At 61.6% G+C, this 12,668-nt stretch carries 11 protein-coding genes and 2 tRNA genes; 9 read left to right on the top strand and 4 right to left on the bottom strand.

What is annotated here, in order from left to right; all coding sequences use genetic code 11:
• Positions 1-123 precede the first annotated feature (123 nt).
• From E8E78_RS29095 to E8E78_RS13100, 6 genes are all read left to right on the top strand, one after another.
• Complete coding sequence (locus tag E8E78_RS29095; RefSeq protein ID WP_348532382.1) at positions 124-363, top strand: hypothetical protein; 240 nt, start codon at positions 124-126, stop codon at positions 361-363.
• Positions 364-608: 245 nt separating this feature from the next.
• Entirely contained in the window at positions 609-1,244 is a 636-nt protein-coding gene (locus E8E78_RS13120; RefSeq protein ID WP_016485495.1) for a TetR/AcrR family transcriptional regulator, read from the top strand.
• Between the two features lie 107 nt (positions 1,245-1,351).
• Positions 1,352-2,320, top strand: coding sequence for a radical SAM protein (locus E8E78_RS13115; protein ID WP_016485496.1), 969 nt, complete (start codon positions 1,352-1,354; stop codon positions 2,318-2,320).
• Between the two features lie 66 nt (positions 2,321-2,386).
• A complete protein-coding gene (locus tag E8E78_RS13110) occupies positions 2,387-2,992 on the top strand; it encodes a DUF4823 domain-containing protein (RefSeq protein WP_016485497.1) in 606 nt (201 codons plus the stop codon).
• A 10-nt stretch (positions 2,993-3,002) separates the two neighbouring features.
• On the top strand, positions 3,003-3,563 hold the full coding sequence (locus tag E8E78_RS13105) for a DUF1285 domain-containing protein (RefSeq protein WP_016500884.1): 561 nt from the start codon (positions 3,003-3,005) through the stop codon (positions 3,561-3,563).
• A gap of 209 nt (positions 3,564-3,772) precedes the next feature.
• Positions 3,773-4,174 carry a cupin domain-containing protein gene (locus E8E78_RS13100; RefSeq protein WP_016485499.1) on the top strand — a complete coding sequence of 134 codons (402 nt, stop codon included), beginning with the start codon at positions 3,773-3,775 and terminating at the stop codon, positions 4,172-4,174.
• A gap of 58 nt (positions 4,175-4,232) precedes the next feature.
• On the opposite strand, the gene E8E78_RS13095 is transcribed toward E8E78_RS13100, so the two are convergent.
• Positions 4,233-4,308 (bottom strand) — tRNA-Asn (locus tag E8E78_RS13095).
• 63 nt (positions 4,309-4,371) lie between these two features.
• Positions 4,372-5,568: an amino acid aminotransferase gene (locus tag E8E78_RS13090; protein WP_016500882.1), complete on the bottom strand. Its 1,197-nt coding sequence runs from the start codon at positions 5,566-5,568 to the stop codon at positions 4,372-4,374.
• Positions 5,569-5,855: 287 nt separating this feature from the next.
• Between E8E78_RS13090 and uvrB the strand changes: the two genes are divergently transcribed.
• On the top strand, positions 5,856-7,871 hold the full coding sequence (gene uvrB / locus E8E78_RS13085; protein WP_049276563.1) for an excinuclease ABC subunit UvrB: 2,016 nt from the start codon (positions 5,856-5,858) through the stop codon (positions 7,869-7,871).
• 122 nt (positions 7,872-7,993) lie between these two features.
• Here the strand turns inward: uvrB and E8E78_RS13080 are convergent, their stop codons facing one another.
• Together E8E78_RS13080 and E8E78_RS13075 are read right to left on the bottom strand one after the other, a co-directional pair.
• Positions 7,994-9,484, bottom strand: coding sequence for an MDR family MFS transporter (locus E8E78_RS13080; RefSeq protein WP_193391288.1), 1,491 nt, complete (start codon positions 9,482-9,484; stop codon positions 7,994-7,996).
• Between the two features lie 49 nt (positions 9,485-9,533).
• Entirely contained in the window at positions 9,534-10,589 is a 1,056-nt protein-coding gene (locus tag E8E78_RS13075; protein ID WP_280313715.1) for an HlyD family secretion protein, read from the bottom strand.
• A 143-nt stretch (positions 10,590-10,732) separates the two neighbouring features.
• Between E8E78_RS13075 and gltX the strand changes: the two genes are divergently transcribed.
• Positions 10,733-12,214: a glutamate--tRNA ligase gene (gene gltX / locus E8E78_RS13070; protein ID WP_059396374.1), complete on the top strand. Its 1,482-nt coding sequence runs from the start codon at positions 10,733-10,735 to the stop codon at positions 12,212-12,214.
• 244 nt (positions 12,215-12,458) lie between these two features.
• Positions 12,459-12,534, top strand: a tRNA-Ala gene (locus E8E78_RS13065).
• Positions 12,535-12,668 lie beyond the last annotated feature (134 nt).

The following is a 12,668-nucleotide window of genomic DNA, read 5'->3' as shown; positions in this document are numbered from 1 at the left end:
AAAACGCTGCGCTCCGATCATCCGGCCCCTGCGCTGCGCTCCGGGGTTCCCTCACTCCGGCCTTGCTCCCGGGAGGACCGCGCTGCAGGCCCCATCCTGGGGCCCAGCGCTTGACGGGCATCCATGCCCGTCACCTCCCTTCGCAAGGCCTGCGTTCGGCCTCCTGAAGTCGCGAAGATCAAAAGCAAGATCAAGATCAAGATCAAGATCAAGATCAAGATCACAGGCACGGTACAGCACAAACATCGAGCGGGGAGTGCGGGTCGCTGTGCGGCCCTTCGCGCAAGCAAAAAAAACCCGGGTTCTGGGGGGGGAATCCGGGTTAAGACCATTAGGAGTAAAACAAAGGTACGCGGTCCCTGAGCACCTTTATCGGCGCGCCACTTGGGGGGGATGCGCCGCGCCAACACTTCAAGTATTGGTCAGGTTTGGCGCAGTGCCAGCGTATATTGGTCGTTTTTTAAACAAATTTGGAATACGCCGAGGTTTCAATCCTTCCACAGCGCATGGCAGTAAGCATGGTGAAACACAGACATGCGTGGATGATCCGTGCAATTTCTTGCAAGTTAGGCATAATAAACCGCTTCGATTGTCATCCAGTCCTTCCCATGCAGAAAGAACCTCGTAAGGTCCGTGAGTTTCGCCGTCGCGAACAGGAAATCCTCGACACCGCGCTCAAGCTGTTTCTCGAACAGGGTGAGGACAGCGTCACTGTCGAAATGATCGCCGACGCCGTGGGTATCGGCAAAGGCACGATCTACAAGCATTTCAAGTCAAAGGCGGAAATCTACCTGCGCCTGATGCTCGACTATGAGCGCGACCTGAACGAACTGTTGCACTCGGCCGACGTCGACCGTGACAAGGAAGCCCTGTCACGTGCCTACTTCGAGTTTCGCATGCGCGACCCGCAACGTTACCGGCTGTTCGACCGCCTGGAAGAGAAGGTGGTCAAGGGCAACCAGGTGCCGGAAATGGTCGAGCAACTGCACAGTATCCGTGCCTCCAACTTCGATCGCCTGACTCAGCTGATCAAGGGCCGCATCAGCGAAGGCAAGCTCGAAGACGTACCGCCGTATTTCCATTACTGCGCCGCCTGGGCGCTGGTGCACGGCGCCGTTGCGCTGTACCACTCGCCGTTCTGGAGCAATGTGCTTGAGGATCAGGAAGGTTTCTTCCAGTTCCTGATGGACATCGGTGTGCGCATGGGCAACAAACGCAAACGCGATCCGGAACCGACCAACTGAAGCGTTCCGTCATTTGACGCTGAGGCCGGCAGGGTGCGGGGGCTTGCAAAAACCTGATTTATGAGTCAGGTTTCGCCTGCCCCTTATCATCCATGCCGGAGTCATTCATGATTGTCGATCGTCAAGGCAGGCGCTTTCGCAACCTGCGTGTCAGCCTGACGGCTGCTTGCAATTATGCCTGCACCTACTGCGTGCCCGACGGCAAACGCCTGGTGGCGGCACAAGACGAACTCTCGGCAGATGCCCTGGCCCGCGGCGTGGCTTACCTGATCGAAGCGGCTGGTATCGAGCGCCTGCGCATCACAGGGGGTGAGCCGCTGGTCAGCCCACGCCTGGATGCCTTTCTGGCCGCCGTGGCCAAGCTCGACCTCGACGATATCTCGCTGACCACCAATGGCCAGCTGTTGGCGCGCAAGCTGCCCCAGCTGCAAGCGGCGGGTATCCGACGCCTGAATGTTTCCCTCGACACTCTCGACCCCCAGGCCTTCCGCCGCATTGCCCGGGGCGGCGACCTGGCCAGTGTGCTGGCGGGTATGGAGCAGGCCACTGCGCTGGGCATGCGAATCAAGGTGAACATGGTGCCAATGCGCGGGCACAACCTCGACCAGGTATTGCCGCTGCTGGATTACTGCCTGGAGCGCGGCTTCGAGTTGCGCTTCATAGAACTCATGCGCATGGGCCACCTGGCCCGTGAGCACAATGCCTTTGTGCAGCAGTTCGTCGGGCTCGACCAGTTGCTGGCGCTGATCGGCGGCAAGTATGCCTATGTCCAGGTCGATGCGCCGCTGGACGCTACAGCCCTGCGCTATGAAATCCCGGGCATTGGCCACTTCGGCATCATCGCAAACGAGAGCGTGCCGTTTTGCCGTACCTGTTCGCGCTTGCGCCTGTCCTCCACGGGCTGGTTGCATGGCTGCCTGTCTTCGAGCAATCGCCATTTCGTCGGTGACCTGCTGGAAAAGCCGCGTCATCAGGCCCTGCCGGCCCTGCAGCGCCTGTTGGTCAAGGCGCTGGCAGACAAGCAGGACCTGGCGTTTTCCGGTGATGTGATGGTGATGAAGGTGATTGGCGGCTGAAGCTGGCGCAAAAGCTGCATCCGCCGGCTATTCGCCGGTTTTTCGTCGCCGGCCACTGGAGGAAAGATGCGTAGCCTGGTCTTGCTGCTGGCGCTGATGGCGCTGGGCGGCTGCATGAATGTCAGCGATATGGGCGAAGGCGTCCGCTATCACATGAGCGATGCCGGTCTGCTGGACCACAGCGATACCCGGCGTACCCTGTCGATCCGCCTGCAGCCCGATTCGTTCATTTTCATCGGCCAGGGCGCATTCGTGCCGCCGGGCAAGGGGCCGGTGCCACGGCAGAACGCGGTGGCTGACGAGGCGTTCAAGAGCTTTGTCGAGTATTTCCCGTTGGTGCGCCGCGCCCAAGGCCCATTGGGCCTGGAAGACGCCATTGCCCAGGCACGCTCGGTGGGTGCCGACTACGTCCTGTACACCCGCTTCGCCCGTACCGACGACCGCATCGGCAATGGCGATGAGTGGTATGACGAACAGGCCGTCGACCGGCTGGGGTGGGACACTGGCGTGGTGCAGATGATGTTGATCGAAACCAATACCCGCTACCTGATCGACACCGCACGCATCAAGAGTCGTGGCGGTTTGTTGACGTTCCACGACAACACCCCGGAGGATTTGCTAGGTGCGCCGATGCGCGAGTACGCTCGTAGCCTTCTGGGTATGAGCGAATGAGGCAGGCGTGATGAGTGATTCCGGCAAGGCCAATGATCTTCTGGCACAGATCCCCAAGGCCAAGGGCCTGCCGCCGGTGCATCTGTGGAACCCGGATTTTTGCGGTGACATCGATATGCGCATTGCCCGCGATGGCACCTGGTATTACCTGGGCACGCCGATCGGGCGCAAACCGATGGTGCGGTTGTTTTCCACGATCATTCGCCGCGATGGCGATGACTACTTCCTGATTACCCCGGTAGAAAAGGTTGGCATCCGCGTCGACGATGCCCCATTTGTGGCCGTGGCGCTGGAGGTGCTGGGGGAGGGGGAGCAGCAGGTGCTGCGCTTCACCAGCAATGTCGAGGACCAGGTTGACGCCGGGCCGGATAATCCCCTGCGGGTAGTGATCGACCCGGTGACGCAGGAGCCATCGCCCTATGTGCTGATGCGCAGCAACCTTGAGGCGCTGATTCACCGCAATGTTTTCTATCAGTTGGTAGAGCTGGCGGTGGCGCGTGAAATCGACGGCGAGGAATGGCTGGGGGTCTGGAGCCAGGGCGTGTTCTACCCGATTGGACGTAGCAGCTGAGCTCTTTGTTGCCTGTACCGGCCTCTTCGCGGGCATGCCCGCTCCCACAGGTACAGCACCTGTGGCGAATGAACTTGTGGGAGCGGGCGTGCCCGCGAAGAGGGCGGCACAGGTAAGATCGGCCCCCTGCTTTTACCTCGAATTGGCCATTTGTCTTCAGCCAACGAAAGCCTAACTTGCTGGCATTAGCCATCCAGGAGAAGCCCGCCATGAAACCCTTGGCCATCGTCCTTTTTGCCCTGCTCGCCGTCCAAGCCCCCGCCTGGGCCCACGGCGACGTTGCCGACCAGGTCAAAGTCCTGCAGCAGCAACAACCCTCGAACGCCCCGGGCAAAACGGCTGTCATGCTTACGGTGAGCTACGCCCCTGGCGAGGCATCGCCCGCGCATCAGCACCCCGGCGCAGTGATGGCCTACGTTCTGGAGGGGGCAGTGGTGTCGAAGCTCAACAACGATCCGGAAAAGACCTACAAGGCCGGTGAGTACTGGTACGAGGCGCCAGGCACCGTGCACAGCGTGTCACGCAATGCCAGCAAGACCCAGCCCGCCAAGCTGCTGGTCTGGAGCCTGGTGGACGAGGGCAAGCCAGTGACCGAGCCGCTGGGCCAGTAAATCCGATGCAATGCAAAAAGCCCCCGGTTGCTTGCGCACCCGGGGGCTTTTCAATGTTTGGCTCCGCGACCTGGACTCGAACCAGGGACCCAATGATTAACAGTCATTTGCTCTACCGACTGAGCTATCGCGGAATCTGCGCCATATCTTACTGATTGCCCGGGAGATGTCAAGCCTCTCCCAGGCAAATCAATAGGTTACAGCACTTCGACGATGGCCTTGGTCACCACGTGGATGTTGCTCTGGTTCAGCGCGGCAACCGCGATGCGGCCGGTGTCCAGCGCGTAGATGCCAAAATCGTTCTTCAGGCGCGCCACTTGTTCAACGGTCAGGCCCGAGTAGGAGAACATGCCCGCCTGGCGGCCAACGAAGCTGAAGTCGCGCTTGGCGCCATATTCAGCCAGCAGGCTGACCATTTGCTGGCGCATGCCGTGGATGCGCTGGCGCATCTCGCCCAGCTCGGCTTCCCACATCTGGCGCAGTTCGTCGCTGTTCAGCACGGTAGCGACGATGGTCGCGCCGTGGGTCGGCGGGTTGGAGTAGGTGGTGCGGATTACGCGCTTGACCTGCGACAGCACGCGAGTGCTTTCGTCTTTGTTGCCGGTGACGATCGACAGTGCGCCAACGCGCTCGCCGTACAGCGAGAACGACTTGGAGAACGAGCTGGAAACGAAGAACTCCAGGCCCGACTCGGCGAACAGGCGCACGGCGAAGGCGTCTTCGGCGATACCGTCGCCAAAGCCCTGGTAGGCCATGTCGAGGAACGGCACATGGCCCTTGGCCTTGACCACTTCCAGGACGTTTTTCCAGTCGTCCAGGCCCAGGTCGACGCCAGTCGGGTTGTGGCAGCAGGCATGCAGCACGACGATCGAGCCGGACGGCAGGTTGTTCAGGTCTTCGAGCATGCCGGCACGGTTGACGTCGTTGCTAGGCGCGTCGTAGTAGCGGTAGTTCTGTACCGGGAAACCGGCGGTTTCGAACAGTGCGCGGTGGTTTTCCCAGCTCGGGTCACTGATGGCAACCACGGCATTGGGCGACAGGCGCTTGAGGAAGTCGGCGCCGATCTTCAGCGCGCCGGTGCCGCCAACGGCCTGCACGGTGACCACGCGGCCAGCGGCCAGCAGTGGCGACTCGGCGCCGAAGATCAGTTTTTGCACGGCCTGGTCGTAAGTGGCGATGCCGTCGATCGGCAGGTAGCCGCGCGAGGCGTGCTGGGCGGCACGCTGGGTTTCGGCTTCGATCACGGCGCGCAGCAGCGGAATGCGGCCTTCCTCATTGCAGTACACGCCAACGCCCAGGTTGACCTTGTCGGTACGTGGGTCGGCGTTGAATGCTTCGTTGAGGCCCAGGATAGGGTCGCGGGGTGCCAGCTCGACAGCGGAAAACAGGCTCATTGTTACCTTGGCTCTGATTGGAGAGTGATAGGACGTACACGCTCCAGCCGAATGCACTGAAGCGGTGCACAAACGGGGAGTCAGTATAGTGATACCGCCCGGTCACTGCGACACTCTGGCACAGCTTTTCCGGCTATTTGCGCAAATATTTTTCGACCATTGGTCTAATTGCCGTGTCCACTGTAACAAGCGCTCACAGCCCGGCCTTGAAAGCGCCCCCGGATAGCCGCATTTGGGTATAGACTACTGGCTAAATTTACAGTTGCTGCAACACCGCGAGGTCAAACATGTCCGAGTTCCAGCTCGTCACCCGTTTCCAGCCGGCCGGCGACCAGCCCGAGGCCATCCGCCAGATGGTCGAAGGCATCGAGGCGGGGCTGTCGCACCAGACGCTGCTCGGCGTGACCGGTTCGGGCAAGACCTTCAGCATCGCCAACGTCATCGCGCAGGTGCAGCGCCCGACCCTGGTACTTGCGCCAAACAAGACCCTGGCCGCGCAGTTGTACGGCGAATTCAAGGCGTTCTTCCCCAATAACGCGGTGGAGTATTTCGTTTCCTACTACGACTACTACCAGCCCGAGGCCTACGTGCCGTCGTCGGACACCTTCATCGAGAAGGACGCCTCGATCAACGACCATATCGAGCAGATGCGCCTGTCGGCGACCAAGGCGCTGCTGGAGCGGCGCGATGCAATCATCGTCACCACCGTGTCGTGCATCTATGGCCTGGGCAGCCCCGAGTCCTACCTGAAAATGGTCCTGCATGTGGACCGCGGCGACAAGCTCGACCAGCGCGCACTGCTGCGCCGGCTGGCCGACCTGCAGTACACCCGCAACGAAATGGACTTTGCCCGTGCCACCTTCCGCGTGCGCGGTGATGTGATCGACATCTTCCCGGCCGAGTCGGACCTTGAAGCCATCCGCATCGAACTGTTCGATGATGAGGTGGAGAACATCGCCGCCTTCGACCCGCTCACCGGCGAGGTTTTCCGCAAGTTGCCACGCTTCACCTTCTACCCCAAGAGCCACTACGTTACCCCGCGGGAAACCCTGCTGGAGGCCGTGGAGGGCATCAAGGAAGAGTTGAAGGAGCGCCTGGAGTACCTGCACAAGGCCAACAAGCTGGTGGAAGCACAGCGCCTGGAACAGCGCACCCGTTTCGATCTGGAAATGATCATGGAGCTGGGTTACTGCAACGGCATCGAGAACTACTCGCGCTACCTGTCCGGGCGCCCGGCCGGTGCGCCACCGCCCACTCTGTACGACTACCTGCCAGCCGATGCACTGCTGGTGATCGACGAATCACACGTCAGCGTTCCGCAGGTCGGTGCCATGTACAAGGGCGACCGTTCACGCAAGGAAACACTGGTCGAATACGGCTTCCGCATGCCCTCGGCGCTGGACAACCGGCCGATGCGCTTCGACGAATGGGAGGATGTCAGCCCGCAGACCATCTTCGTGTCCGCTACCCCGGGCCCCTACGAAGCCGAGCATTCCGGGCGCGTGGTGGAGCAGGTGGTGCGTCCGACCGGCCTGGTAGACCCGCAGGTCGAGATACGCCCGGCACTGACCCAGGTGGATGACTTGCTGTCGGAAATCCGCAAGCGCGTGGCGCTGGGCGAGCGGGTGCTGGCCACTACGCTGACCAAGCGCATGGCCGAGGACCTTTCTGATTACCTGGCCGACCACGATGTGCGGGTGCGCTACCTGCACTCGGACATCGACACGGTGGAGCGGGTAGAGATCATCCGCGACCTGCGCCTGGGCACCTTCGACGTGCTGGTGGGCATCAACCTGCTGCGCGAAGGCCTGGACATGCCGGAGGTTTCGCTGGTGGCGATCCTCGATGCCGACAAGGAAGGCTTCCTGCGTTCGGAGCGCTCGCTGATCCAGACCATCGGCCGCGCTGCGCGTAACCTCAATGGCCGGGCCATCCTGTACGCCGACAACATCACCGGCTCGATGCAGCGGGCAATTGACGAAACCGAGCGACGCCGTGAAAAGCAGGTCGCCTTCAACGAAGCCAACGGTATCGTGCCCAAGGGCGTGGTCAAGGACATCACCGACATCATGGAAGGCGCCACCGTGCCTGGCGCGCGCAGCAAAAAGCGCAAGGGCATGGCCAAGGCGGCAGAAGAGAGCGCCCGTTACGAGGCCGAGCTGCGTACGCCGGGCGAGATCACCAAGCGTATCAAGCAGCTTGAAGAGAAAATGATGCAGCTCGCCCGCGACCTGGAGTTCGAAGCTGCGGCGCAGCTGCGCGACGAGATTACCCAGCTGCGCGAGCGGTTGATTACCAGCTGATCCCTTTGGGTGGCTGAACTGGCCCTATCGCCGGCAAGCCAGCTCCCACAGGTGTGCCGCTGCATTCAAAATTTGCCCGGTACCTGTGGGGGCTGGCTTGCCGGCGATAGGCCCAGCATAAGCTAGTGAGCTTCCCCAGCCTTCAACCCTTCCGGCAGCTTGCGGGTGAGCAACACTGCCACCATGCTCACTGCCAACCCGATCCCGACAAAGTGGAACGCGTCGTTGTACGCCATGATCATGGCCTGCTGGTGGGTGATCTCGCTCAACTTGCCCAGCGCCGCATTGTCAGTGCCCAGCCGCTCGGCCAGTTGCGCCAGCCGTTCCGCCACCTGCGGGTTGCTCGGCACTACCGCTTCGCGCAGGTAGTCGAAATACACCTTGGTGCGCGCATCCAGCAGCGTGGCCAGCAAGGCGATGCCAATCGCACCGCCCAGGTTACGCAGGATATTGAACAGGCTCGATGCCGACCCCGCGTCCTGCGGCTGGATGTAAGCCGTGGCGATCAGCGAAATGGTCACCATGATCATCGGCTGGCCAAGGGCGCGGATGATCTGGATATGGTTGAACTGCGGCCCGGCAAAGTCCGGGTTGAGCATCCCCGAGCCGAAACTCGCGGCGCCGAACAGGCAGAACCCCAAGGCGCACAGCAGCTTGGGCGACACCACTTTCATCAGCTGTGGTACCAGCGGGATCAGAAACAGCTGCGGCACCCCCATCCACATGATCACCTCGCCGATCTGCAAGGCGTTGTAGCCCTGCACCTGAGCCAGGTACAGCGGCAGCAGGTAGATCGACCCGTACAGGCCTACGCCCATGCCCAGGCTGGCGATGCTCGACAGGCCGAAATTGCGGTTACCGAGGATGCGCAGGTTGATCAGCGGGTGTGGCTTGGAGAACTGCAGGATGACGAAGGTGATCAGGCTGACCAAGGCGACGCTGCCCAGGCCGACGATCAGGTGCGACTCCAGCCAGTCCTTGCGGTGCCCCTCTTCAAGAAACACCTGCAGGCAGCCCAACCCCAGGCCCAGGGTGACGATGCCTGCGTAATCGGTGCTTTTCAGCAGTTCCCAGTGCGCGTCTTTCTTCTCCAGCCCGTACAGCAGACCGGCAATCATCACCAGGCCCGGCGGGATGTTGATGTAGAAAATGTACTCCCAGCCCCAGTTCTCGGTCAGCCAGCCGCCCAGGGTGGGGCCGATGGAGGGGGCAAACGTGGCGGTCATGGCGAACATCGCCATGCCTTTGGCGCGGTGGTGTTCGGGCAGCTTGATCAGCGTGAGGGTAAACGCCAGTGGGATCAGCGCGCCGCCGGTAAAGCCTTGCAGGGCGCGGAACAGGATCATGCTCTCCAGGTTCCAGGCCATCGAGCACAGCAGTGACGACAACAGAAAGCCCCCGGAAACCCACACGGCCAGGCGTCGGGCAGACAGCAGTTGCACCAGCCAGGCGGTCAGCGGAATCATGATGATTTCCGCCACCAGGTACGAGGTGGAAATCCACGAGCCTTCTTCCAGGGTTGCCGACAGGGCACCCTGAATGTCCTTCAGTGACGAGTTGGTGATCTGGATGTCCAGCACCGCCATGAACGCGCCGAGCATCACACTCATCACCGCGATCCAGTCGCGCCGGGTAGGCTCGTCGCTGGGCCTGAGCAGTTGGTCACCGGCCATCGTGGCCTTCGCTCTCGCTGCGCAGGTCTATGGTGGCGGTCACCGACATGCCGGGGCGGATGCGCCCATGCAGCGGGTTGTCGGCGCTGAAGGTGAGCTTGACCGGGATGCGCTGCACCACCTTGGTGAAGTTGCCGGTGGCGTTATCGGGTGGCAGCAGGCTGAACTGCGCCCCCGAGGCCGCGAACACACTGTTTACCCGGCCTTCGATGGGGGTGTCCGGGTAGCTGTCGAACAGCAGCTCGGCGCGCTGGCCGGGCTGCATGTGGCCGATCTGGGTTTCCTTGAAGTTGGCCTGCACCCAGATGTCTTCGTCGGGCACGATCGACAGCAGGTAGGCGCCGGCCTGCACCACCTGGCCATTGCGCGCATTGCGCTGGCCGATGGTGCCGCTGATCGGCGCGCGGATTTCGCAACGGGTCAGGTTCAGCTCGGCCTGGGCCAGGTCGGCGCGTGCGTTGGCGATTTGTGCATCGAGGCGTTTGAGGTCGGCGTTCAGTGCATTCACCTGCTGGCGCTGGCTTTGCAGGTCGGCGCGGGCCTTGTCGACCTGAGAGCCGGCAACATGGCTGTCTGCCGACAGGGTTGTGACCCGTTCCTCGGATATGAAACCTGGCTTGCGCAGCTTTTCGGCACGGCTCAGGTCCACCCGAGAACGGTCGAACGTGGCCTGGTTGGCAGCCACCTGAGCCTGCCCGGCGGCGATCAGACTACCTTGCTGGGTCAGGCGACTTTGTGCCTGTGCGTATTCCGCTTCACGGGTGGCCAGGGTGGCGCGGGCGCGGTCAACTGCCAGGTCAAAGTCTGCCGCTTCCAGGCGTACCAGCAGGTCACCTTTGTTGACGTGCTGGTTGTCCTCGACCGGCACCGCGTCAATACGTGCGCCCAGCTGGCTGGAGATACGGGTGATCTCGCCCTGTACATAGGCGTTGTCGGTGCTCTCGTAGAAGCGGCCCTTGAAGTACCAGTGGGCCAGGAAGGCGAGGGCGATGATGGCCACCAGGGTGAAGAAGATCGCCAGGCGGCGTTTGAGTAGAGCAGGCATGGGGACTATCGTTCCAGAAATGTAAGCAAATTTAACAGTGCCGCAGGGCCTGTCGACAAGTGACGTTCGCGCCATTGCTGGAGCCCGGTGCCTGCCTCCTGCTAACATCCCGCCTTTGTTTCATCTTCAGTTCGAGACCTTCCATGACCACCGTACGCACGCGTATCGCGCCATCGCCTACCGGCGACCCCCATGTCGGCACTGCCTACATCGCCCTGTTCAACTACTGCTTTGCCAAGCAGAACGGCGGTGAGTTCATCCTGCGCATCGAAGACACCGACCAGCTGCGCTCCACGCGCGAGTCGGAACAGCAGATCTTCGACGCCCTGCGCTGGCTCGGCATCGAATGGAACGAAGGCCCGGATGTTGGCGGCCCGCACGGCCCGTACCGGCAGAGCGAGCGTGGCGAGATCTACGCGAAGTATGCCAAGGAGCTGGTTGACGCCGGCCACGCCTTCTATTGCTTCTGCACCGCCGAAGAGCTGGAGCAGATGCGTGCCGAGCAACAGGCCCGCGGTGAAACCCCGCGCTACGACGGCCGCGCACTGCTGCTGAGCGCCGAGGAAGTGCAGCGCCGCCTGGACGCTGGCGAGCCACACGTGATCCGCATGAAGGTGCCGAGCGAAGGTATCTGCGTGGTGCCGGACATGCTGCGTGGCGATGTCGAAATCCCGTGGGACCGCATGGACATGCAGGTGCTGATGAAGAACGACGGCCTGCCGACGTACTTCCTGGCCAACGTGGTCGACGACCACCTGATGGGCATCACCCACGTCCTGCGTGGCGAAGAGTGGCTGCCGTCGGCGCCCAAGCTGATCAAGCTGTACGAATACTTCGGCTGGGAGCAGCCCAAGCTGTGCTACATGCCGCTGCTGCGTAACCCCGACAAGTCCAAGCTGTCCAAGCGCAAGAACCCGACCTCGGTGACCTTCTACGAGCGCATGGGCTTCATGCCTGAGGCGATGCTCAACTACCTGGGCCGCATGGGCTGGTCGATGCCGGACGAGCGCGAAAAGTTCTCGCTGGACGAGATGGTCGAGCACTTCGACCTGTCGCGTATTTCGCTGGGTGGCCCGATCTTCGACATCGAGAAGCTGTCCTGGCTCAACGGCCAGTGGCTGCGCGAACTGCCGGTCGAGGAATTCGCCACACGCCTGCAGAAGTGGGCATTCAACAGCGACTACATGATGAAGATTGCCCCGCACGTGCAGGGCCGGGTCGAGACCTTCAGCCAGGTTGCCCCGCTGGGCGGGTTCTTCTTCGAAGGTGCGCTGAAGCTGGATGCCAAGCTGTTCGAGAGCAAGAAACTGTCGGCCGACCAGGTGCGCCAGGTGATCCAGCTGATCCTGTGGAAGCTCGAAAGCCTGCGCCAGTGGGAAAAAGAGCGCATCACCGGCTGCATCCAGGCCGTGGTCGAGGCGCTGGAACTGAAGTTGCGTGATGCCATGCCGCTGATGTTCGCCGCCATTACTGGCCAGGCCAGCTCGGTGTCGGTACTGGACGCCATGGAAATCCTCGGCCCCGACCTGACCCGCTACCGTCTGCGCCAGGCCCTGGACCTGCTGGGTGGTGTGTCGAAGAAAGAAAACAAAGAGTGGGAAAAGCTGCTGGCTTCGATCGGCTGACCGCGTTCCCGTGCCTATAGTCGAACCTGTGGGAGCGGATAAACCCGCTCCCACAGGGTTTACTGTTCAGGTTTTACTGGGGCAGGGCGGTAAGTGATTGTTATCTGTGAAAAAACTTTTGAATATTTTCAAAATTTCGTTTGACAGCCCTGCAATCCGATCTTAATATGCGCCCCGTCCACAGCGATGAACGAAAACGAAACGCCAGCCACTCAGCTAGCGATTCAGTTCAAAGCGACATTGTGGGGCTATAGCTCAGCTGGGAGAGCGCCTGCATGGCATGCAGGAGGTCAGCGGTTCGATCCCGCTTAGCTCCACCAAATTCCGCTCGTCAGCCACGGCTGGCAAGCAAGACCGGGTCCAGCAACCGGGTCTTGAAGGTAAGAAGGTTCGTCCCCTTCGTCTAGTGGCCTAGGACACCGCCCTTTCACGGCGGTAACAGGGGTTCGAGTCC

The organism is Pseudomonas sp. BN505 (assembly GCF_029873175.1).
GTDB classification, from domain to species: domain Bacteria; phylum Pseudomonadota; class Gammaproteobacteria; order Pseudomonadales; family Pseudomonadaceae; genus Aquipseudomonas; species Aquipseudomonas putida.
Note: the sequence above shows the minus strand (reverse complement) of the source record. Positions and strands in the feature narration are given on the sequence as shown.

Coding starts and splice junctions, on each gene's coding strand:
- E8E78_RS13105 (WP_016500884.1), top strand. CDS start 3,003: ATGAGTGATTCCGGCAAGGCCAATGATCTTCTGGCACAGATCCCCAAG.
- E8E78_RS29095 (WP_348532382.1), top strand. CDS start 124: ATGCCCGTCACCTCCCTTCGCAAGGCCTGCGTTCGGCCTCCTGAAGTC.
- E8E78_RS13100 (WP_016485499.1), top strand. CDS start 3,773: ATGAAACCCTTGGCCATCGTCCTTTTTGCCCTGCTCGCCGTCCAAGCC.
- E8E78_RS13075 (WP_280313715.1), bottom strand. CDS start 10,589: ATGCCTGCTCTACTCAAACGCCGCCTGGCGATCTTCTTCACCCTGGTG.
- gltX (WP_059396374.1), top strand. CDS start 10,733: ATGACCACCGTACGCACGCGTATCGCGCCATCGCCTACCGGCGACCCC.
- E8E78_RS13120 (WP_016485495.1), top strand. CDS start 609: ATGCAGAAAGAACCTCGTAAGGTCCGTGAGTTTCGCCGTCGCGAACAG.
- E8E78_RS13090 (WP_016500882.1), bottom strand. CDS start 5,568: ATGAGCCTGTTTTCCGCTGTCGAGCTGGCACCCCGCGACCCTATCCTG.
- E8E78_RS13115 (WP_016485496.1), top strand. CDS start 1,352: ATGATTGTCGATCGTCAAGGCAGGCGCTTTCGCAACCTGCGTGTCAGC.
- uvrB (WP_049276563.1), top strand. CDS start 5,856: ATGTCCGAGTTCCAGCTCGTCACCCGTTTCCAGCCGGCCGGCGACCAG.
- E8E78_RS13110 (WP_016485497.1), top strand. CDS start 2,387: ATGCGTAGCCTGGTCTTGCTGCTGGCGCTGATGGCGCTGGGCGGCTGC.